24 protein-coding genes and 2 tRNA genes are annotated in these 18,677 nt (G+C 61.6%); 21 read left to right on the top strand and 5 right to left on the bottom strand.

Going from position 1 to position 18,677, the window contains the following annotated elements; translation table 11 throughout:
- Positions 1-239 precede the first annotated feature (239 nt).
- Positions 240-377 carry a hypothetical protein gene (locus ACXAEK_RS02360; RefSeq protein ID WP_475039668.1) on the top strand — a complete coding sequence of 46 codons (138 nt, stop codon included), beginning with the start codon at positions 240-242 and terminating at the stop codon, positions 375-377.
- Here ACXAEK_RS02360 and ACXAEK_RS02355 read toward each other — a convergent pair.
- Positions 356-430 (bottom strand) — tRNA-Thr (locus tag ACXAEK_RS02355). The genes ACXAEK_RS02360 and ACXAEK_RS02355 overlap by 22 nt on opposite strands.
- Positions 431-515: 85 nt before the next feature.
- Here ACXAEK_RS02355 and ACXAEK_RS02350 point away from each other — a divergent pair.
- The 5 genes from ACXAEK_RS02350 to hisD all read left to right on the top strand — a co-directional run bounded on the left by ACXAEK_RS02350 (position 516) and on the right by hisD (position 4,459).
- Positions 516-671 carry a hypothetical protein gene (locus tag ACXAEK_RS02350; protein ID WP_260016960.1) on the top strand — a complete coding sequence of 52 codons (156 nt, stop codon included), beginning with the start codon at positions 516-518 and terminating at the stop codon, positions 669-671.
- A gap of 6 nt (positions 672-677) precedes the next feature.
- Positions 678-1,949 carry a UDP-N-acetylglucosamine 1-carboxyvinyltransferase gene (gene murA / locus ACXAEK_RS02345; protein WP_475039665.1) on the top strand — a complete coding sequence of 424 codons (1,272 nt, stop codon included), beginning with the start codon at positions 678-680 and terminating at the stop codon, positions 1,947-1,949.
- A complete protein-coding gene (locus ACXAEK_RS02340) occupies positions 1,946-2,422 on the top strand; it encodes a DUF2948 family protein (RefSeq protein WP_475039663.1) in 477 nt (158 codons plus the stop codon). Before murA ends, ACXAEK_RS02340 begins: the two co-directional genes overlap by 4 nt.
- A gap of 3 nt (positions 2,423-2,425) precedes the next feature.
- The gene (locus ACXAEK_RS02335) at positions 2,426-2,938 is read left to right on the top strand and encodes a GNAT family N-acetyltransferase (RefSeq protein ID WP_475039661.1); all 513 of its coding nucleotides are present in this window, start codon (positions 2,426-2,428) and stop codon (positions 2,936-2,938) included.
- 219 nt (positions 2,939-3,157) lie between these two features.
- Positions 3,158-4,459 (top strand): histidinol dehydrogenase, encoded by a 1,302-nt coding sequence (hisD, locus tag ACXAEK_RS02330; RefSeq protein ID WP_475039660.1) that lies wholly within the window; start codon positions 3,158-3,160, stop codon positions 4,457-4,459.
- Positions 4,460-4,540: 81 nt separating this feature from the next.
- Here the strand turns inward: hisD and ACXAEK_RS02325 are convergent, their stop codons facing one another.
- Positions 4,541-5,299: an SDR family oxidoreductase gene (locus ACXAEK_RS02325; protein ID WP_475039659.1), complete on the bottom strand. Its 759-nt coding sequence runs from the start codon at positions 5,297-5,299 to the stop codon at positions 4,541-4,543.
- 161 nt (positions 5,300-5,460) lie between these two features.
- Here ACXAEK_RS02325 and ACXAEK_RS02320 point away from each other — a divergent pair, with 161 nt between their 5' ends.
- The 11 genes from ACXAEK_RS02320 (at position 5,461) to ACXAEK_RS02270 (ending at position 11,683) form a co-directional block, all read left to right on the top strand.
- Positions 5,461-5,940, top strand: a complete 480-nt coding sequence (locus ACXAEK_RS02320; protein ID WP_475039657.1) for a UPF0262 family protein — start codon at positions 5,461-5,463, stop codon at positions 5,938-5,940.
- Between the two features lie 3 nt (positions 5,941-5,943).
- Positions 5,944-6,402 carry an arsenate-mycothiol transferase ArsC gene (locus tag ACXAEK_RS02315; RefSeq protein ID WP_475039655.1) on the top strand — a complete coding sequence of 153 codons (459 nt, stop codon included), beginning with the start codon at positions 5,944-5,946 and terminating at the stop codon, positions 6,400-6,402.
- Positions 6,399-6,797: a ketosteroid isomerase-related protein gene (locus ACXAEK_RS02310; protein ID WP_475039653.1), complete on the top strand. Its 399-nt coding sequence runs from the start codon at positions 6,399-6,401 to the stop codon at positions 6,795-6,797. Before ACXAEK_RS02315 ends, ACXAEK_RS02310 begins: the two co-directional genes overlap by 4 nt.
- Positions 6,794-7,381, top strand: a complete 588-nt coding sequence (locus ACXAEK_RS02305; protein WP_475039651.1) for a GNAT family N-acetyltransferase — start codon at positions 6,794-6,796, stop codon at positions 7,379-7,381. The genes ACXAEK_RS02310 and ACXAEK_RS02305 overlap by 4 nt, the downstream gene beginning before the upstream one ends.
- 175 nt (positions 7,382-7,556) lie before the next feature.
- Positions 7,557-8,435 (top strand): carbon-nitrogen hydrolase family protein, encoded by an 879-nt coding sequence (locus ACXAEK_RS02300; RefSeq protein ID WP_475039649.1) that lies wholly within the window; start codon positions 7,557-7,559, stop codon positions 8,433-8,435.
- A gap of 83 nt (positions 8,436-8,518) precedes the next feature.
- Positions 8,519-8,737, top strand: a complete 219-nt coding sequence (gene infA, locus ACXAEK_RS02295) for a translation initiation factor IF-1 (RefSeq protein WP_005978431.1) — start codon at positions 8,519-8,521, stop codon at positions 8,735-8,737.
- Positions 8,738-8,915: 178 nt separating this feature from the next.
- Complete coding sequence (locus tag ACXAEK_RS02290) at positions 8,916-9,497, top strand: Maf family protein (RefSeq protein WP_475039648.1); 582 nt, start codon at positions 8,916-8,918, stop codon at positions 9,495-9,497.
- A complete protein-coding gene (locus ACXAEK_RS02285) occupies positions 9,494-10,516 on the top strand; it encodes a ribonuclease E/G (protein ID WP_475039646.1) in 1,023 nt (340 codons plus the stop codon). The genes ACXAEK_RS02290 and ACXAEK_RS02285 overlap by 4 nt, the downstream gene beginning before the upstream one ends.
- Positions 10,513-10,716, top strand: a complete 204-nt coding sequence (locus ACXAEK_RS02280; protein WP_475039644.1) for a DNA gyrase inhibitor YacG — start codon at positions 10,513-10,515, stop codon at positions 10,714-10,716. The genes ACXAEK_RS02285 and ACXAEK_RS02280 overlap by 4 nt, the downstream gene beginning before the upstream one ends.
- Before the next feature lie 81 nt (positions 10,717-10,797).
- Positions 10,798-10,872 (top strand) — tRNA-Phe (locus ACXAEK_RS02275).
- 505 nt (positions 10,873-11,377) lie between these two features.
- Positions 11,378-11,683 carry a nuclear transport factor 2 family protein gene (locus tag ACXAEK_RS02270; protein ID WP_475039642.1) on the top strand — a complete coding sequence of 102 codons (306 nt, stop codon included), beginning with the start codon at positions 11,378-11,380 and terminating at the stop codon, positions 11,681-11,683.
- Between the two features lie 168 nt (positions 11,684-11,851).
- On the opposite strand, the gene ACXAEK_RS02265 is transcribed toward ACXAEK_RS02270, so the two are convergent.
- The 3 genes from ACXAEK_RS02265 to ACXAEK_RS02255 form a co-directional block, all read right to left on the bottom strand.
- Positions 11,852-12,280: a GFA family protein gene (locus tag ACXAEK_RS02265; protein WP_475039640.1), complete on the bottom strand. Its 429-nt coding sequence runs from the start codon at positions 12,278-12,280 to the stop codon at positions 11,852-11,854.
- A 185-nt stretch (positions 12,281-12,465) separates the two neighbouring features.
- Positions 12,466-13,305, bottom strand: coding sequence for an SDR family NAD(P)-dependent oxidoreductase (locus tag ACXAEK_RS02260; RefSeq protein ID WP_475039638.1), 840 nt, complete (start codon positions 13,303-13,305; stop codon positions 12,466-12,468).
- An 81-nt stretch (positions 13,306-13,386) separates the two neighbouring features.
- Complete coding sequence (locus ACXAEK_RS02255; protein WP_475039636.1) at positions 13,387-14,271, bottom strand: SDR family oxidoreductase; 885 nt, start codon at positions 14,269-14,271, stop codon at positions 13,387-13,389.
- An 80-nt stretch (positions 14,272-14,351) separates the two neighbouring features.
- Here ACXAEK_RS02255 and ACXAEK_RS02250 point away from each other — a divergent pair, with 80 nt between their 5' ends.
- The 4 genes from ACXAEK_RS02250 to ACXAEK_RS02235 all read left to right on the top strand — a co-directional run bounded on the left by ACXAEK_RS02250 (position 14,352) and on the right by ACXAEK_RS02235 (position 18,398).
- The gene (locus ACXAEK_RS02250; protein WP_475039635.1) at positions 14,352-15,290 is read left to right on the top strand and encodes a LysR family transcriptional regulator; all 939 of its coding nucleotides are present in this window, start codon (positions 14,352-14,354) and stop codon (positions 15,288-15,290) included.
- 94 nt (positions 15,291-15,384) lie between these two features.
- Complete coding sequence (locus ACXAEK_RS02245; RefSeq protein ID WP_475039633.1) at positions 15,385-16,611, top strand: hypothetical protein; 1,227 nt, start codon at positions 15,385-15,387, stop codon at positions 16,609-16,611.
- The gene (locus ACXAEK_RS02240) at positions 16,611-17,681 is read left to right on the top strand and encodes an Ig-like domain-containing domain (RefSeq protein ID WP_475039631.1); all 1,071 of its coding nucleotides are present in this window, start codon (positions 16,611-16,613) and stop codon (positions 17,679-17,681) included. The genes ACXAEK_RS02245 and ACXAEK_RS02240 overlap by 1 nt, the downstream gene beginning before the upstream one ends.
- Positions 17,682-17,693: 12 nt before the next feature.
- On the top strand, positions 17,694-18,398 hold the full coding sequence (locus tag ACXAEK_RS02235; protein WP_475039629.1) for an SDR family NAD(P)-dependent oxidoreductase: 705 nt from the start codon (positions 17,694-17,696) through the stop codon (positions 18,396-18,398).
- Positions 18,399-18,677 lie beyond the last annotated feature (279 nt).

Here is an 18,677-nt window from a genome sequence, read left to right as displayed (position 1 = left end):
GCGATTCATTTCCGCAGCGTTAAAATGTCTCCGGAAGGCCCCGATTTGCGGCATTTACGGTGGTGTGGCGGCGGAATTTCCGAGTCATTTTTAGCTTTCACCCCTTAAGGAACCAGCGATTCGCGGATGCTGCGCCGATTCCCCGTGGTCTGGAACCGTCCGGCGCGGCAGCACCCGCGGGCGTGCCCGGCGGTCCGCTGCGGAATGGGGGCTGCAGTGGTTGGGCCGTGGACTGAGGCTTGAATGGCGAAAAGCCTTGTTTTCCCGGCAGTCTCGCCGCCGGCAAGCAAAAAGGAGGGCGGTGCAGCAGTGCAGCCCTGCTGCAGGACTTTGAAAGTATTCATTTTTTGGAAGATGGTGCTGCTGGAGAGAATTGAACTCTCGACCTCTCCCTTACCAAGGGAGTGCTCTACCTCTGAGCTACAGCAGCGCCGGTGAGGGGGCTTTTAGGCATAAACGCGGAGGGGCGCAAGAGCATTCTGGACGGTTTTTTCACACTAAGTTACAGAAGTCTTATGGCAGAGAAGAAATCACCTAAAAACGACGGTTCCGCTGTATCGCGCGAAGACCGGCTGAAGGCAGCGCTGAAGGCTAACATGGCCCGGCGCAAGGCCCAGGCCAAGGCGCGGGCGGACAAGCAGGACCAGGATACGGGCAAAAGCGGAGAGTAAGAGCAGATGGATTCGATTCTGGTAACGGGCAACGGCCCGCTGAACGGGCAGATCCCGATTGCCGGCGCCAAGAACGCCTGCCTCACCCTGATGCCGGCCACGCTCCTCAGCGAGGAGCCGCTGACCCTGACCAACGCGCCGCGGCTCAGTGACATCAAGACCATGACGCTGCTGCTGCAGTCCTTGGGGGCCGAAGTCTCCAGCCTGCAGGACGGCCAAGTGCTGGCGCTGTCGAGCCACGATCTGACCAGCCACGTCGCTGACTATGACATCGTGCGCAAGATGCGGGCGTCGAACCTGGTGCTGGGCCCGATGCTGGCGCGGCTGGGCCAGGCGGTGGTGTCGCTGCCGGGCGGCTGCGCCATTGGCGCGCGCCCGATGGACCTGCATATCCATGGGCTGGAAGCCTTGGGCGCAGAGATTGAGCTGAAGGACGGCTATCTGCACGCCAAGGCGCCGGGCGGCCTGAAAGGCGCAGTGGTTGAGCTGAGCTTTGCCTCGGTCGGGGCGACCGAGAATATCATGATGGCGGCAACGCTTGCCAAGGGCACTACCGTCATCAAGAACGCCGCGCGCGAGCCGGAGATCGTCGACCTGGCAGACTGCCTGCGCAAGATGGGCGCGCAGATTGAGGGCGACGGCTCCCCCGACATCACCATTCAGGGTGTCGACCGGCTGCATGGTGCCACCCATCAGGTGGTGACGGACCGGATCGAGCTGGGCACCTATATGCTGGCCCCCGCGATCTGCGGCGGCGAGGTGGAGCTGCTGGGCGGCCGCCGCAGCCTGCTGGACAGTTTCTGCGCCAAACTTGAGGCCGCGGGCATTGAGATCACCGAAGGCAAGAACAGCCTGACCGTCAGCCGCAAGAACGGCCGGGTGCGGGCGGTGGACGTGGTGACGGAGCCCTTCCCCGGCTTCCCCACCGACCTGCAGGCGCAGATGATGGCGCTGATGTGCACCGCCGAAGGCACCTCGGTGCTGGAAGAGAAGATCTTTGAGAACCGTTTCATGCACGCGCCGGAACTGGTGCGCATGGGGGCGCAGATCGAGGTCCACGGCGGCCATGCCACGGTGACCGGCGTCGAAAAGCTGAAGGGCGCCCCGGTGATGGCCACCGACCTGCGCGCATCCGTCTCGCTGATCCTGGCGGGGCTCGCGGCAGAGGGCGAAACCAAAGTGAGCCGGGTCTACCATCTGGACCGCGGCTATGAGCATGTGGTGCGCAAGCTGTCCGGTGTCGGCGCAAAAATCGAGCGGATCAAGGAGCAGTCATGACAGATGCCAGCTTTGAGGACGGCCGCGAGGCGCCGCTGAACCTGGGCGCGCTGGAGGAAGAGGACCTCAAGGTCCTGTCCTCGCTGCTGCAGGACGCGGTGTTTCCGGCGACCGAAATGAGCTGGCGCGCGTCTGAACGCCGCTTTGCGCTGCTGGTGAACCGGTTCCGCTGGGAGGACCGCGACGCGGCGGAGCGCCGGGGCCGGGCTTTCGAGCGGGTGCAGTCACTGCTGGTCGTGGACAACGTGCTGAAGGTGTCCTCGCAAGGGGTCGACCGCAAGGACAAGGACCTGATCCTGTCGCTGCTCTCCGTCACCTTCGAGCCGGGAGAGGATGGTGCGGGCCATGTGCTGCTGACCCTGGCCGGCGATGGTGCTTTGCGCCTGTCAGTGGAAGCGCTTGAAGTGTCCTTGCGCGATGTCACGCGCCCTTACCGGGCGCCCTCCGGCCAGGCCCCGGACCACGGCGCCTGAGCCATGCAGAACAAGCGCGGCATCTCGCAGGCTTTCGCCGCCCCGGCGGCATCGCTGGAGATCCGCCGTGCCACGGTTTTTGACGTCTTTGCCATGAGCCGGGTCCTCATCGCCTCGATCCGCGATCTATGCCAGGCCGACCACGGCGGCGATGCGGACCGGATTGCGGAATGGACCGCCAGCAAAACTCCGGCACAGATACGCGCGTGGATCACCGGGCCGGGGCGCTACTGGCTGGCCGGGTACGGCGGAGAGGCCGCCGCCGTGGGCGGGCTGGAACCGGATGGCACTCTTTCCCTGCTGTATGTTGCACCGGCTGCAGCCAGGCGGGGCACAGGCACCGCCATGCTGGCGCATCTGGAAGCGGAACTGCTGCGGGGTGGTTTTACCGAAGCCCGCCTTAACGCCACCCGCACAGCGCTGGACTTCTACCGCAGGCACGGCTGGATAGCGGCGGAAGAGACCGGCGGATGCTGCGGCACCTCCTGCATCGCAATGCGCAAACCCTTGCGCTGAGCTGCTGCTTCTTTCTGGCCCAAAATACACCGGGGTGAATTGGCTGACAGGCCAAGAGGGGCAGCGCCCCTCTTCCGTTAATGGCTGCGGGGCAGTGCCCTTTTTCCGTACCAACCTGCGGAACAGTTCTCCGCGGCTTGCGTCCAATTGCACCGGTCCCGCGCATAAATCTTGAGGCTCTGCGCCCTTGCGGCTATGCGGAGGCCAAAGGAGATCCCGATGCCGCAGTTTCTGAACACCGCTGATGCCGGTTTTGAACAGTCCTTCACCGCCCTCTTGGGCGCCAAGCGCGAGGACAGCCCTGATGTGGACGCCATCGTGGCCGGGATCATTGCGGATGTCCGCGCCCGCGGCGATGCGGCGCTGGTGGAGCTGACGGCAAAATTCGACCGGCTGGAATTGGACGCATCGCAGCTGCGCTTCACCGAAGCTGAGGTGGATGCAGCCATCGCTGATGTTCCGGCGGAGGAACGCAAGGCCCTGGAGCTGGCGGCAGAGCGCATCCGTGCCTATCACGCGCGCCAGATGCCCGAGGATGCGCAGTGGACGGACGAAAGCGGCGCAACGCTGGGCTGGCGCTGGTCGGCGGTCTCCGCTGCCGGGCTCTATGTGCCGGGCGGGCTGGCTTCCTACCCCTCCTCGGTGCTGATGAATGCAATCCCGGCCAAGGTTGCGGGCGCCGAACGGCTGGCCATCACAGTGCCGACGCCGGACGGGCAAGTGAACCCGCTGGTGCTGCTGGCGGCACGGCTTGCGGGTGTCGATGAGATCTACCGCGTCGGCGGCGCCCAGGCGGTGGCGGCGCTGGCCTATGGCACCGAGAGCATCGCGCCGGTCGATAAGATCACCGGCCCCGGCAACGCCTTTGTCGCCGCGGCCAAGCGGCGGGTGTTCGGCAAGGTCGGGATCGACATGATTGCAGGCCCCTCGGAAATCCTGGTGATCGCAGATAAGGACAACAACCCGGACTGGATCGCACTGGACCTGATGAGCCAGGCCGAACACGACGAAAGCGCCCAGTCGATCCTGATCACCGATGACGAAGCCTTTGGCCGTGCGGTGGCGGAGGCCGTGGACAAGCGCCTGGAAACGCTGGAGCGCCGCGCCATCGCCGGCCCTTCCTGGCGCGACTTCGGCGCGGTGATCACCGTGCGGGATCTGGATGAGGCGGCAGCGCTGTCGAACCGCATTGCACCGGAGCACCTGGAGCTGTGCGTCGCCGATCCGGTGGCCCTGAGCGAAAAAACCGTCCATGCCGGCGCCATCTTTCTTGGCCAGTACACGCCCGAAGCTATCGGCGATTACGTTGGCGGGCCGAACCACGTGCTGCCCACCGCGCGTTCTGCCCGGTTCTCCTCCGGTCTGTCGGTGATGGATTTCCTCAAGCGCACCACGCTGAGCCAGATGACCCCGGACTCGCTGCGCGCCATCGGCCCGGCAGCAGAGGTGCTGGCAAAGAGTGAAAGCCTGGAAGCGCATGGTCTGTCCGTGACGGCACGTCTGGATGCGCTGAACGGCTGAACCCGTGAGGGGCGCTGCCCCTCTGCGCGTGCCGCGCATTCACCCCGGGATATTTGGGGCCAGAAGAAGCACTGCGCACTCTCAATAGTGCGCAGTATACCCGCCATCCACGGCAAGCACCTGCCCGGTGATATAGGACGCAGCAGGTGATGCGAGGAACAGGATGGCGGGTGCCAATTCCTCCGGCTCGCCCCAGCGGCCTAGCGCAGTGGCGTTTTTCAGCTTCTCTGCAATCGCAGGGTCTGCAGCAGCAGCCATATTGGGTGCGGTTTTGAAGAACCCCGGGGCAATTGCGTTCACGGTGATGCCCTGAGCGCCAAGCTCTGCCGCCAGCGCCCGGGTCATACCGTTGATGCCGGCCTTGGCCGTCGTATAGGCGGCGTCGCCCGATTGCGCGATGAGGCCGGCAATCGACGAGATGTTGATGATCCGGCCCCAGCCCTTGGGCGCCATCTGCGCTGCCGCCATTTGCGCGAGGCGGAAGGGGGAGACCAGATCCACCTCCCATAGGGCTTGCAGGTCGGTGCGGGTGAACTCCGGCAGGCTGCGCCGGTCGCGCTGGCCGACGTTGTTGACCAGAATGCTGAGCCCGCCCTCCTGCGCAATCTTTGCCATCGCCGCCGAAGCGGCGTCTTCATCCGCGATGTCCAGCACCAGCGGGCGGGCGGTGCCGGGCATCCGGGCGAGCGCGGCCTCTACCCGCTCCCGGCTGCGGCCGTTGATCCAAACCTCCGCCCCCGCCTCTGCCAGGAGCCGGGCTGCGGCAAAGCCGAGACCATCGGTGGAGCCGGTCACCAGCGCGCGGCGGCCATGGAGGGAAAACTGTTCAAGCGTTGTCATTTCTCTGCCTCCTGCCGGCAGCAGGCTGACCGCGGCGGGCGTGGCCTGTCAAGCACTGCCGCAAACCGGCAGGAGATTGACGCCCGCTGCTGCATTGCCCCGGGCAGAGCGGTGCGATACTCATGGCCGGACGCCCCTGCGCATATCAGAGACAAAGACCCATGAGCCGCATCAGCCATATCGAACTGGACGACCGCAACCTGCCGCCCCCGACGCCCGAGATCGAGCAGGAGCGCAAGGTGGCGATCTATGACCTGATCGAGGACAACAGCTTTGCCCTGCCGCAGCGGGAAGACCGCGAAATTCCGGCCGGCCCCTATCATCTGGGGCTGGCGATCAGGGACAAGCGGCTGGTCTTTGATATCAACACCGAATCCGGCGAAAAGGCCGCAGAGTTCCATCTGTCGCTGTCGCCGTTCCGGCAGGTCGTCAAGGACTATTACCAGATTTGCGAGAGCTACTTTACCGCGGTAAAGACAATGCCGCCCAGCCAGATCGAAACCATCGACATGGCGCGGCGCGGCATTCACAACGAAGGCAGCCGGGTTCTGCAGGAAAGGCTGGAAGGCAAGGCCGAGGTCGACACCGACACCGCCCGCCGCCTGTTCACCCTGATCTGCGTCCTGCATTTCGGAGGCTGACGCGTGGAGGATCTGCCGCAGTCCGTTCTGTTCTGTTGCGACCACAATTCGGTCCGCTCTCCGATGGCGGAGGGCATCATGAAGAAATTCTATGGCACCGGCACCTACGTGCAGTCCGCCGGTGTCAAGAACGACATGGAGATCGACGGCTTCTCCATCGCGGTGTGCCAGGAAATGGATGTGGAACTGTCCCGCCACCGGTCCCGCTCCTTTGACGAGATGGAACGCTGGGGCGACGACCTGTCATCCTTTGACCTGGTGGTGGCCCTGTCGCCCGCCAGCCAGCGCCGGGCGCTGGAACTGACCCGATTTTTTCACCTCGATGTCGAATATTGGCCGATTATGGACCCTACCGGGCTCGGCGAGACGCGTCAGGCCAAGCTAGATATCTACCGTCAAACACGGGATCAAATCATCCAGCACCTGAAGAACCGCTGGGGTGAACCGACGGAGAGAACATGACCGATACCATCGCGCGCTATTTCGCGGCTTTCAACGCCGGCGACACGGATGCCATGCTGGACTGCCTGGACGAGCAGATTGCCCACCACGTCAACGAGGGCAAAATCCGGGTGGGCAAGGAGAAATTCGCGGAATTCTGCACCCATATGAGCCGCTGCTACAAGGAAGAGCTGACCGATATGGTGATTTTTTCCAACGACGATGGCAGCCGCGCCGCGGCGGAGTTCATTGTCAACGGTACCTACCTGGCCACCGACGAGGGCCTTCCGGAGGCCAGGGGCCAGACCTACCGCCTGCCTGGCGGATCGTTCTTTGAACTGAAGGACGGCAAGATCTCCCGCGTCACAACCTATTACAACCTGGCGGACTGGATCGCCCAGGTCTCAGCCGGATGACCATCCGGGTCGAACCCATGACCGGCGCGGCGCTGGAGGCCGCGCTGGATGATGTGGCGCGCCTGCGGATCAAAGTTTTCCGCGCTTGGCCTTACCTGTACGACGGGGATCTGGCCTATGAGCGCGAGTACCTGCAAAGCTACCGCGACAGCACCCGCGCCGTGGTGGTTGGCGCCTTTGACGGGGATGCTTTGGTGGGGGCCTCCACCGGCGCGCCGCTGAGCGACCACGCGGATGATTTCGCCGCGGCGTTTGAGGGGAGCGGGATTGATCTGAACGGCGTCTTCTATTGCGCCGAATCCGTGCTGCTGCCGGAATACCGCGGCCATGGTGTTGGCCACGGGTTTTTTGACGCGCGCGAAGCGCACGCCCGCAGGCATGGGTTCGGCAAGGCCGCTTTTTGCGGCGTGAAGCGCCCGGCGGACCACCCCTTGCGGCCCGCGGACTACGCACCGCTGGATCCGTTCTGGCGCAAGCGAGGCTATGCTCCGCTGAAGGGCGCTATTGCGCATTTTTCCTGGAAGGACGTGGATCAAGCGGAAGAAACCAAGAAGCCGCTGCAGTTCTGGATCCGGGACCTGTAGCTCTGCCGGAACGGGGCGACGGGGGAGAGCGTTTCGCCGGGCCGCCGGGCCGCTGCACCAGGGGGTGTACGGGGGGTGTACGGGGGGTGTACGGAAGCCACCCCCCCCCGTCTTCGGAGCAGCCCGGGGATAACCGGACAACTTAAGGGCTGCATTTGCACGAGGGGAAGACAGAATGAAAATCGCCACCGCCGCTTATCCGCTCGACTGGCTCGACAGCTGGGAACAGTACGAAGACAAGCTGGCCGCCTGGGTCGCAGAGGCCGCCGGCAATGGAGCAGAACTGCTGGTGTTTCCCGAATACGGCGCGATGGAGCTGTCGACGCTGGACGGTGCGCGGATTGCCGGTGATCTGGAGCAGTCGATCCATTCGGTGTCGGAGAAGATGGAGGATGCGGCTGCGCTGCATTTGAAACTGGCAGCGGAATTCGGGGTGCATATCCTAGGCGCCTCCGCCCCGGTGAACAGCGGGCTGGCCCGGCCGGTAAACCGGGCAGAGCTCTATATGCCCACAGGCGGGCGGGACCATCAGGACAAGCAGATCATGACCCGGTTTGAGCGCGAGGATTGGGGCATCATGGGCGGCGGCCCGCTCAAGATTTTCGACACGTCCTTGGGAAGAATCGGGGTGCTGATCTGCTATGACAGCGAGTTCCCGCTCCTGGGCCGCGCACTGGCGGAGACAGACGTGATTCTCGTCCCCTCCTGCACCGAGGCGCTGGCCGGATACTGGCGGGTTCGCATTGGAGCCATGTCGCGGGCGCTGGAAAATCAGTGCGTGACCGCCATGGCCTCCATTGTCGGGGCCAATGAATGGTCGGAAGCCGTGGACATGAACACCGGCATGGGCGGCATTTTCGGCCCGCCGGACAAGGGCTTCCCCGGTACCGGAGTGCTGTCTGAGGGCGCATTGAACCAGCCGGGCTGGACCTATGGCGAAGCGGACCTGGAGGCGATCGCCCATGTGCGGGCGGATGGCGGCGTGCTGAACCGCCTGCACTGGGAGGAGCAAATGCCGCGGGTGAAATCGGTCACAAAGGCCGCTCTTTGCTGATTGAGCCCTTGAAATATTGGAAAAATGACCCCATTTAAGCGCACGTCCCGCAGTTTGCGGGTTAACGCAACGATGGAGACAACATGGCCAAGGAAGATACGCTCGAATTTCCCGGTGTCGTGAAGGAACTCCTGCCTAACGCGACGTTTCGGGTCGAGCTTGAGAACGGCCATGAGATCATCGCGCACACGGCAGGCAAGATGCGCAAAAACCGCATCCGTGTTCTGGCTGGCGACAAGGTTCAGGTGGAAATGACCCCCTATGACCTGACCAAGGGCCGGATCAACTACCGCTTCAAGTAAGCATTTGATCTGGAAGAAATATCAAGGCCCGGCAATCTGCCGGGCTTTTGTTTTGAAGCGGCCTTGCGGCCGCTGCCTCCGGCGGGAGTACTTATGGCAAGATGAAAGAGCCGGCTGCTCCTTTCACGAGGCCGCTATTCGCCGTATTACGGGCGCAAACCGTTAAGAGGGCCAGGCTATGGCATTTATCCTAGGATCGGGCAGCCCGCGGCGGCTGCAATTGCTGGCGCAGCTGGGTGTTCACCCCGATGAGGTGCGCCCGCCGGAGATTGACGAAACCCCGCTCAAGGGCGAGCTGCCGCGCGCCTATTGCGCCCGGGTCACGCGGGAAAAGACCGCTGCGGTTCCCGCAGGGACAGACGATGTTGTCCTTTGTGCGGACACCACAGTTGCGCTTGGCCGCCGTATTCTGGGCAAGCCCCGTGACGCTGGCGAGGCGGCGGCGTTCCTGCTGGCGCTGTCCGGCCGCCGCCACCGGGTTATCACCGCTGTTGCCGTGCGCCGCGGCGGCCGTGTCTGGGAAAAGGACGTGGTCAGCCAGGTCAAGATGAAGAACCTCTCCGATGAGGAGCTGAACGGCTATCTCGCCACCGGCGACTGGGAAGGCAAGGCCGGCGCCTATGCAATCCAAGGGCCCGCTGGCGCCTTTATCCCGTGGATCAGCGGTTCTTTCACCGGCATCGTCGGGCTGCCGCTCTCTGAAACCGCAAACCTGCTGCGCGCCGCCGGGCTGCCGCTCTATCAGGAGGCCGCCGCATGAAGGGCCGCACTATCATTCTCGACCATATTCAGGACCGTGAAGCCGCCGCGCTGATGGTGGACGGCAAGCTGGAGGATTTCCTGGTTGAAAGCGGCGTCCCCGCGCCGGGCACCATCTACCGCGCCCGCGCCGACCGGCCGGTGAAAGGGCAGGGCGGCATGTTCCTGACCACACCTGACGGCCCTGCTTTTTTGCGCCAGGTCAAAGGGCTGGCCCCAGGGCAGATGCTGCTGGTGCAAGTGTCGGGCTACGCCGAACCGGGCAAGGCCATTCCGGTTAGCCAGAAAATCCTGTTCAAGAGCCGCTTTGCCATTGTCACGCCGGAAGCCCCTGGCCTCAATGTCTCGCGCAGCATCCGCGACGAGGATGAGCGCGACCGGCTGCTGGAAATTGCCCATGAAGAAATGGGCGAGGCGGGTTATGGCCTGATTCTGCGCTCCGCCTGCGCCGGTGCGGACAGCGAAGAGATCGCCGAAGACGTGGCCGCGATGGCAGCCCTTGCTGAGCAGGTGATGCAGGACGAAGGAGCCGGGCCTGAGGTTCTGGCCGAAGGCGACACGCCGCATCTGCTGGCTTGGCGGGAGTGGGTTGAACCCGCCGATGTGGAGCGCGAGCCTGGCGGGTTTGAGCGCCTGGGCGTGCTTGATGCTCTGGACACCGCACGCGGCATCCGCGAGCCTCTGACGGGTGGCGCCTTCTTGTTCATAGAGCCGACCCGCGCCCTGGTTGCAGTGGATGTAAACACCGGTTCGGACACTTCACTTGCGGCAGGTATTAAGGCCAATATGGCCGCCGCCAAGGTCCTGCCCCGCGCCTTGCGTGTGCGCGGCCTGGGCGGCCAGATTGTGCTGGACCTGGCCCCGATGCCGAAGAAGGACCGGCGCGGGTTCGAAACCGCCCTGCGGGCTGCATTCCGGGCGGATTCCGAAGAGACCGTGCTGGCTGGCTGGACCAGCCTCGGCCATTACGAATTACAGCGCAAGCGCGGCCGGATTGCCCTGAGCGAGGTGCTGAAATGAGCTGTCCGATCTGCGGCGGAGAATCGCAAAAGAGCTACCGGCCTTTCTGTTCCAAGCGCTGCGCCGATATTGATCTTGGGAAGTGGCTGAACGGTGCTTATTCGGTGCCCAGCCAGGACCCGGAAGACCTTGAAAACGCTTTAGAAGAAGCCGAACGCGTCTTCATTCTGGAAGAAAAACCGCACCAAACCCGCCATTAGCGATTTTCTTTGAAAAACCCTCTGGACACCGCCGCGCCCAGAGCATAGAAGGCCCCCACCCAAGGCGAACAGCCTTCCCGTGCCCGGGTAGCTCAGGGGTAGAGCAGTGGATTGAAAATCCTCGTGTCGGTGGTTCGATTCCGCCCCCGGGCACCATTTCAAATCATTGAAATAGTTGATTTATTTGGCCTGTTGAGATCGTCAGATTTCACCCGTAAAAGTTACACACAGTTATACACTCCTCTGACGGGCTCGATTTGTCCCAAGATTCCAAAAACCGAATACTCAAGATCAAGCATCTCCGGAAAGGGCTGGCCATCCTGCTGACAGCCCGAAGCCCATATTGGCTTATTCGGTTCAGGGACCCGATTGCAGGGAAACATGTCCACCGGTCGTCCAAGGAGACATCGCGTCTCGAAGCGATTGAAGTGGCCTATGAGTTTGCCGACTCATACCGCAGCAAGGCCAACAGCGACCATGCTCAGAAGAAAGCCACCAGTTTTGAGCACTATGCCAAGAAGCTGATGGCATTCAGAAGGGCAAGTCCAAGTGGTCGGACGGCGACAACAAGCTGCTGAACCGGTCGAAAGACGGGCTGATCTGCTATTTCGGTAAGTATGACGTCACGAAGATCACCACCGGCAAGGTTCGGGACTACCTGATGCACCTGGACGAGAACCGGCCTAAGCGGCTGGCAGAATCGACCAAGGCCAAACACACCATCATCATCCGCAAGGTCCTGACCCTGGCGGTGGAAGACGGCATCCTGAACGTGCTGCCGGTGATGCCGAAGCAGAAGACCGTGGATACGCCCCGCCACACCTTCACGGACGACGAATACAAACGGTTCATGAAACCCTGGGCTTTCTTCGATCTTTGGCGCGTTGAGGACGGTTTGATTGTAGAGCATTGGGACGTTGTTTCGCCCACACCGGCAGAGATGGTACATGGGAACGGAAAGTTCTAAAAACCGGCGAGGATTGGTGGGCCGGGACTGACTGGCTCGCCAATTGGACATTCACTCGGATAGTACAATCGCGTTGCCAGTGCAGTGCTTAGGACTGAGGGTGGACTGGAGGAAATGTCCTGTCGTTCAGCTTGCAGCGTGCAGCATTCCAGAACGCGCAGAACCAACCTATGAGTGGTAGTCGCTCAAATCCTCGGGTGCATGAAGCAATGTCCCCTCGTACTTTGTCAGGTCATCGTTCATCTGAAGCCAGGGCAGTTTGCTCTGATAGTTCACATGAAAGGTCGGTTTGAAATCCTCCGGGTGTTCCAGGGACGCTGCGTATAGGTGCATCCCTCCTGCATAATGATCAGCTTCAAATCCAATCGGTGATCCGCAGTCGTTGCAAAAATGCCTGAACACGCCTTTGGAACTTTCAATGGTCTTCGGCTCGTTTCCGGTCCACTTGAAGTTCTTGACCGGTACGCCAAGCCAGGCGACGACCGGTGCGGCGCAGTTTCTGCGGCAATCGTCGCAATGACAGTAGCAGGCCCAAGTTACCTCGCCTTCAAACTCCCACCGCGTCCCTTTGCACAAGCAATAACCACGAGTTGCCATTTGTCTCTCCAATTATAGTACCAAGCAGCAGATCCATGAGCCCGAAGTATCGGACCCATATCCTCGGGATCAATTGCACGGTCAACTTGGTCCGGCGGGCAAAATTTGGACGGATTCATTTCTGGATGCGACGCGAGCACCGTCAGCCGCGTGCTGCGTCTACTACGGTGCTGCCATGCGCTCGTTCAGCTTTCCTGCGCGATGAAAGCAGCGAAAGAGTCGGCATAGTCCGGATGCCAGCGGCTGAGCGGCGGACGGTTTTCGATAATGTCGCCGACGGCCCATGCGATGCGTTTCTCGTCCAGCGCGCGCGGCACGTCGTTGTCTGGGCACAGGATGTAGAAATCGCCGCGGTTTACGCTTTCCACGAAGAAATCCACCGTTTGCTCCGCTGTCCATGCGGCGGCGGGTTTTTCGGTGGCACCGATCATCGCCGTGTGAACAAAGCCGGGCACCAACAGATGCGCTGAAATCTGGCAGCCTTCGGTGTTTCGCAGTTCGTGCGCCAGTGCCTCGGTAAAGACTTTCAGACTGGCCTTGGACACATTGTAAGCCGGGTTTCCGGGCGGTGTCGTAATCCCCTGTTTGGACCCGGTGTTGATGATTGCGCCGGGACGGCCCCGTTCGATCATGCCTGGCACGAACACTTGTGTGCCGTGGATGGCTCCCCAAAGATTGACACCCAGTATCTTCTCCCAGATGTCAGGTGCGGTCAGACATGACGTCCGGCCGCCGACACCGGCATTGTTCATCAGGATATCCGCGCCTCCGAAACGTCCCGTTACCTCTTTTTCAAGAGCTTCGAGCTGCACACGGTCGGAGACGTCAGTGGAGGCCGTCAGGACGTCTGCCGCACCCGCGACGCGCAGGATCACCTCGGCCTCGGCCAGCTTATCGGTATCGCGGTCGACTGCGACGATTTTCATTCCCATGCCAGCGAACTTGGTCGCGGCGGCAAGGCCAATACCCGACGCGCCACCGGTGATGACCGCAACGGATGAAGATTGAAACGCGGGGTGTGTCATGTTGATCATCCTTTTCAGGAATACAGGGGAAGTAGCGGTGGCTCGGCGGCTGGCCGGAGCACTCCCGGCCAGCCTATTGCTTCAGGCGGCTTTCCTGGCTGCAACGTTCAGTTTCAGCATGTCTGCCATGCCAAAATTTGTGAAGAGCGCTTCGGTGCTGGCTGCCGCGAGATCGTTCATTGGTTTGACAAGATCCCCCATGCCGACAGTGTCCACCTCGGTGCGGAACGGGCGCATGCCAGGAGCTGCGTCAACAACGGAAACGACAGCTTCCGCCACCAACGAAGGATTTTGCTGAGGGTTGGCCGCAAGGAACTCATTCATTTGCTGGCGTGCCGCCACCGGAGCGTCGGCCATTTCGCCATAGCCCTCATTTCGGTCGGTTGAGGACGGCAGGATCAGGTTGCCATGGAACTCCGTCGGGAAACCGCCGGGTTCAACGATTGCAACATCAACACCAAACTGGCTGAGTTCCGCACGATAGTTCTCGCTGACGGCCTCCAACGCCCATTTGGTCGCATTATAGGGGCCATAGAACGGCAGGGTGACACGGCCCAGAACGCTGGTGACGTTCAGGATCAGGCCTTCCCCCCGCTCGCGCATTTGCGGCAGCACGGCGCGCATCATACGCTGCGGGCCGAAGACGTTGATGTCGAAGACACGCTGAAAATCAGCCGCCGAGAAGTTTTCCTGGAGACCGTGAACACCAACGCCCGCATTGTTGATCAGCACCTCAATCCCGCCCAGACGGCTGCTTGCAGCCGTGACACCAGCTTCGACGGACGCATCATCCGTCACATCGATGTCGACAATTTCCGCGCCCAGGTCCCGCAAAAGATCTGCGGCTTCGGCGTTGCGGCCCTGAGGGTCGCGGACTGTGCCAGCGACCTTGTGGCCCGCTTTCAGAAGTTCCGCGACGATCAGTTTGCCAAAGCCGCTGCTGGCGCCGGTGATCAGGATGTTCATGTTTCTATCTCCATGTTCGCCCGCTTCGGGCCTTTGATGAGAAACAGATACGTGTTGCCATAAATTCAGAACAGTGGGATATGATTGAACCCATGGTTCAGGATATTAGAACGCTTGGGTTGCCAACGCTCATCAGCTTTCACACGGTTGCCAAGGCTGGCGGAATAAGTGCGGCAGCCGGCCAGCTGGGGATTGCCAAGTCCGGCGTCAGCCGGCATGTCGCGCAGCTCGAAGAGCAATTGGGCGTAAAGCTTCTTGAGCGCGGGGCGCGGTCGGTCAAGCTGACTCCAATTGGTGAGCGTCTCGAACACCGGATAGCGTCGGTGTTGGCTGAAATCGATCTGATAGAAGACATCGCTCGCGAAGAAAGCATCGGCATATCGGGACAGGTCAATCTTGCCGCAACGCATGAATTCGGCGGCCTCGTCGCGGCGAAGCTTTTCCCGCTCGCACGCGAGCGCCACCCGGATCTGACCCTGGTGATGCGTCCGGACTACGGCTTTGCGGACATGCAGGATCCCGGCATCGACATCGCGTTCCGGATCGGAACAGTCCATGATGACCGCCTTATCGCGCGTCAGATGGGATCCTTCAGGCGTATTCTTGTCGCCGCGCCTCAGGTGTGTGCGGAGTACAGGCTGACGCATCCGAGAGATCTGGCCAACGCCCCCTGCCTGACCTTCCGCGGAGATCGCCCGGGAGCCGTGTGGGAGTTTGAAACCGCTGCGGAAGAGACGCCGGTTTCTGTTTCCGGCCCTCTGGCGGTGATGAGCTTTCACATTCTGCTGGATCTTGCTCTGGCTGGACTGGGGTTTGCACTAATCCCTGAATTCATGCTCGGCGATCTCGTGACCTCCGGCAGGCTGGTGCGGTGCTTGCCCGGCTTTCGCGTGCGGCCCCATCCGGTATTCCTTACCTACCGGCAGGGCGCACGCCGAGTTGCCCGCATCGATGCGGCGATCAAGCTGTCCGAGGAGGTCATCCCTGGCCTCCTGTCCAGAAAAGACGTCTTGGGGTAGTTCTGCAGATTGGAACGTTTCGTTCCAATTTCGAGGTCTGTTGTCATTTTGGGCACCCTTTATCTTTGGGTCCATGACAACAACGGAGAGCCCAATGCCCCACTTCCTCAAGACTTCCAGCGCCATTGCGCTGACATTTTCGGCTGCAACCGCGGCCTTTGCAGACGCGCCAGTCCTGAAATCCGCAGGCGCGCTCACGTTCAACGACGCCAATACACTTTTTGTCGGTGACGGCCGTGCCGGTGTTGTGCATGCGTTCCAACTCAGCGATGCGCAGATCACCGACCAGAGCTCCTATGAGCTTGGCCGCGCCAAGACCTTTGAAGGCCGCACGATCTTTGAAGACATCAGCGCCGAAATCGGCGCGCTCCTTGGCGTTCCGGCTAACGAGGTCGAAATCAACGACATGGTGGTGCATAAGCCGACCAAACAGATCTTCCTGTCCGTCCACCGGGGTTTGGGCCCGGATGCCGAAGCGCTGATCGTCAAGGTCAACCAGGGCGAAATCGAGCTTGTGGACCTGGCCAAGGCAGAACATTCGGCTCAAAGCATTGGTGCGCTGCCGGAGGGCGAAACCATCGAATTCGGCCGCCAGCTTTATCAGCTCGCGATCACTGACATAGACTATTACAATGGCGAGGTCTTTGTCGCTGGCGTGTCGAACGAAGAGTTCGACTCGACCCTGCGCCGGATCAGCTATCCGTTTGACGGCACAGCCGAAGCCTCCAAGATCGAGATCTGGCATGCGGTTCACGCGCAATGGGAGACCCGGGCGCCCATCATCACCCAGACCATTGTCGAGCTTGAGGGTGAGGCGACCATGATCGCGCTTTATGGCTGCACTCCCGTTGTACGTATCCCGCTGGCCGACCTGGAAGACGGCAAGCAGGTGCGCGGCACGATGATCGCGGAGCTTGGCTACGGCAACTCGCCCATCGACACTATTGCTTACACCAACGCCTGGACCGGCCAGCAGAGTGTTCTGGTGACAAACACCCACCGCAGTGCGGCTTCTTACCCGCTTGATACTCTGGCGACCGCCAAAGCCATGCCGGCTGGCGAAGGTGTTCAGCCTCTCTTTGGCATTGGCGGAGCGGAATACACCCCGGTTCCGATCAGCGGCGTGGTCCATATCGACACCGTTGACGACGCCTGGGCGGTGACCGTGCGTGAAAACCCCGAAAATCCGCGCATCCTCGAAATGCACACGCTGGCGATGCCGATGTTCTTCGAACGCTCGGACCATGTTGTCGAAATGAACTGGGAAGGCGCACCGGATCCGTTTGGCTTCCACGTCGATCCCCCGCTGCAGTACAACTGATGTCTGTGCAGCGCTTCATGGTGCGGCAAGCGATGCTTGCCGCACTGCTCCTCCCGCCCTTCGCAGCGGCGGCAGAGGTTCGTGCGGAATTCGATGCAGCCAGCGGTTCCGTGATTGTATCAGGACTGGATGAGAAGGAACGCCAAGACCTGATAGAGACCCCGTCAGCAGTCCGCCTGCAGCATGCTGCGGCGGATCGCAGCCGAAGCATGGCATTGTCGGTCCGGACAAAGGGCGGGACGCTGGTTATCGACCCGCGTTTCAGTTTGCGGGCGGGGGCCGAATATTTGGTCCGGCTCGGTGATTTTGAAACCAAAATCGCTCTGCCTGGTGGCGAAATCAAAACGCCTGAACTTGTTTGGCATGCGCCTGCCGGAGCCCAGGTGCCCGCCAATACGCTGCGGTTCTATCTGATGTTCTCCGAACCAATGGCCCGCGGGCAGATCCGCGGCAGTATCTGGCTGGAACGTGCTGACGGCAGCCGGGTGGACAGCCCGTTTCTGAATTTGCACGCTGAGCTCTGGGACAGCAGCCAGCGCCGCCTGACACTGCTCTTTGATCCCGGCCGGATCAAACAGGGCGTTGGTCCAAATCAAACGGACGGCGCCCCGCTTAGGGTTGGAGAGAGCTACCGGCTCATCGTGGCAGGCATTATGGTCAGCGCTGAGGGCGCTGCTCTTGGTGACCGTCTGGAGCTGCCCTTTAGGGTTGGTCCCGCAACGAGAACGGCCGTGAGACCAGATGGCTGGCAGATCTCCAGCCCGGAGACCGGCACCGCAACCCCTATTGTCATTACCTTCGACCGGGTCATGGACCGCGGCGCCTCCGCCAGGCTGATAGACGTTCTGGATGATTCAGGAACAGAAATTCCAGGCACGGTCACAACGGACGGCCTGACATGGCGTTTTGTCCCCAAGAGACCCTGGTCAGCTGCAGTACGCCTCCGCATCGATACGGATCTTGAAGACATTTCCGGCAACTCGTTGCGCGCGCCTTTCGACGCAAAACCCAACACCATCGGGCAGAGGCCGCAGCCATACGAAGCCGTTGTGATTGCGGCGCAAAATTGAGGAGGCAGGACCATGAGGCCGACCTACAGACATGCATTGATCATCGGCGCCGGTCCGGGATTGTCCGCATCTCTTGCACGCCTGTTCCATGCCAATGGGCTTCGTGTGAGCCTGGCAGCACGGAAGCCATCTGATCTTTCCGGATTGGCTGAGGACATTCAGGCAACCGCCTATTCTTGCAATGCAAGCCGACATCAGGAGGTTGTTGAACTCTTTGCGGAGCTGGATAGGGCGCAAGCGCCGGATGTGCTGGTCTACAATCCCTCACGTGCCATCCGAAAGCCCTTTGTCCAGTTGGACGCCGCCCGCGTTGAAAGCGCGATGCAAGTCAACGCCATGGGCGCGTTCTATGCCGCCCAGGAAGCCGCAAAGCGCATGGTCCCCCATAACCACGGTGCAATTCTCTTCACCGGAGCCTCGGCAGGTATGAAGGGCTACCCTCAGTCGGCCACCTTCGCCATGGGCAAATTCGCCCTGCGCGGACTTGCTCAATCGCTGGCACGCGAACTCCATCCCCAAGGCGTCCACATTGGGCACATGGTTGTTGATGGCCGCATCCGCAACGCTGACCGCCCCGGCTATATGGACGAGCCCGGCAACCCGGACTCGCGTTTGTCGCCGGACGCAATTGCTGAGAGCTATTGGCACTTCCTGCAACAGGACCGGTCTGCCTGGTCATGGGAGCTGGAGATGCGGCCGTGGGTGGAAAACTTCTAACCACATTCCGATTCCAGATTCCCTGGCCGCTGCCAGTGACCGAAGCGAAGGATCCACTTCGCCCAAGTTTTATGTGCGGCGAAGGGTGGCTCCTACCGTGTCTCGATATTCTGACCTGAGCGCTGCGAATGTACGGCTTCGGGTTTAGCCAAAGCGACGCCCGTGAAGGACTGGTTCAGTAAAGCCTGCTGCGTTGCCGGATATCAGATGCCGCAACCGCGAACAGTTTCTGCGCGCGCTCGCAGAACGAAGTATTCTGCAGCAGCATGGCGCTGGACA

Source organism: Leisingera sp. ABM4_101 (assembly GCF_056158725.1).
This window is presented reverse-complemented; position numbering and strand designations above follow the sequence as displayed.

Bases quoted from the DNA above. Each gene is read 5' to 3' on its own strand.
- ACXAEK_RS02255 (WP_475039636.1), bottom strand. From the start codon at position 14,271: ATGAACATCCTGATCACCGGCGCCAGCAGCGGCTTTGGCAAACTGATC.
- ACXAEK_RS02340 (WP_475039663.1), top strand. From the start codon at position 1,946: ATGACAGATGCCAGCTTTGAGGACGGCCGCGAGGCGCCGCTGAACCTG.
- ACXAEK_RS02305 (WP_475039651.1), top strand. From the start codon at position 6,794: ATGACCATCCGGGTCGAACCCATGACCGGCGCGGCGCTGGAGGCCGCG.
- ACXAEK_RS02250 (WP_475039635.1), top strand. From the start codon at position 14,352: ATGATTGAACCCATGGTTCAGGATATTAGAACGCTTGGGTTGCCAACG.
- ACXAEK_RS02300 (WP_475039649.1), top strand. From the start codon at position 7,557: ATGAAAATCGCCACCGCCGCTTATCCGCTCGACTGGCTCGACAGCTGG.
- murA (WP_475039665.1), top strand. From the start codon at position 678: ATGGATTCGATTCTGGTAACGGGCAACGGCCCGCTGAACGGGCAGATC.
- ACXAEK_RS02310 (WP_475039653.1), top strand. From the start codon at position 6,399: ATGACCGATACCATCGCGCGCTATTTCGCGGCTTTCAACGCCGGCGAC.
- ACXAEK_RS02245 (WP_475039633.1), top strand. From the start codon at position 15,385: ATGCCCCACTTCCTCAAGACTTCCAGCGCCATTGCGCTGACATTTTCG.
- ACXAEK_RS02320 (WP_475039657.1), top strand. From the start codon at position 5,461: ATGAGCCGCATCAGCCATATCGAACTGGACGACCGCAACCTGCCGCCC.
- ACXAEK_RS02325 (WP_475039659.1), bottom strand. From the start codon at position 5,299: ATGACAACGCTTGAACAGTTTTCCCTCCATGGCCGCCGCGCGCTGGTG.
- ACXAEK_RS02260 (WP_475039638.1), bottom strand. From the start codon at position 13,305: ATGACACACCCCGCGTTTCAATCTTCATCCGTTGCGGTCATCACCGGT.
- ACXAEK_RS02285 (WP_475039646.1), top strand. From the start codon at position 9,494: ATGAAGGGCCGCACTATCATTCTCGACCATATTCAGGACCGTGAAGCC.
- hisD (WP_475039660.1), top strand. From the start codon at position 3,158: ATGCCGCAGTTTCTGAACACCGCTGATGCCGGTTTTGAACAGTCCTTC.
- ACXAEK_RS02290 (WP_475039648.1), top strand. From the start codon at position 8,916: ATGGCATTTATCCTAGGATCGGGCAGCCCGCGGCGGCTGCAATTGCTG.
- ACXAEK_RS02265 (WP_475039640.1), bottom strand. From the start codon at position 12,280: ATGGCAACTCGTGGTTATTGCTTGTGCAAAGGGACGCGGTGGGAGTTT.
- ACXAEK_RS02350 (WP_260016960.1), top strand. From the start codon at position 516: ATGGCAGAGAAGAAATCACCTAAAAACGACGGTTCCGCTGTATCGCGC.
- ACXAEK_RS02240 (WP_475039631.1), top strand. From the start codon at position 16,611: ATGTCTGTGCAGCGCTTCATGGTGCGGCAAGCGATGCTTGCCGCACTG.
- ACXAEK_RS02270 (WP_475039642.1), top strand. From the start codon at position 11,378: ATGCACCTGGACGAGAACCGGCCTAAGCGGCTGGCAGAATCGACCAAG.
- ACXAEK_RS02280 (WP_475039644.1), top strand. From the start codon at position 10,513: ATGAGCTGTCCGATCTGCGGCGGAGAATCGCAAAAGAGCTACCGGCCT.
- ACXAEK_RS02335 (WP_475039661.1), top strand. From the start codon at position 2,426: ATGCAGAACAAGCGCGGCATCTCGCAGGCTTTCGCCGCCCCGGCGGCA.
- infA (WP_005978431.1), top strand. From the start codon at position 8,519: ATGGCCAAGGAAGATACGCTCGAATTTCCCGGTGTCGTGAAGGAACTC.
- ACXAEK_RS02235 (WP_475039629.1), top strand. From the start codon at position 17,694: ATGAGGCCGACCTACAGACATGCATTGATCATCGGCGCCGGTCCGGGA.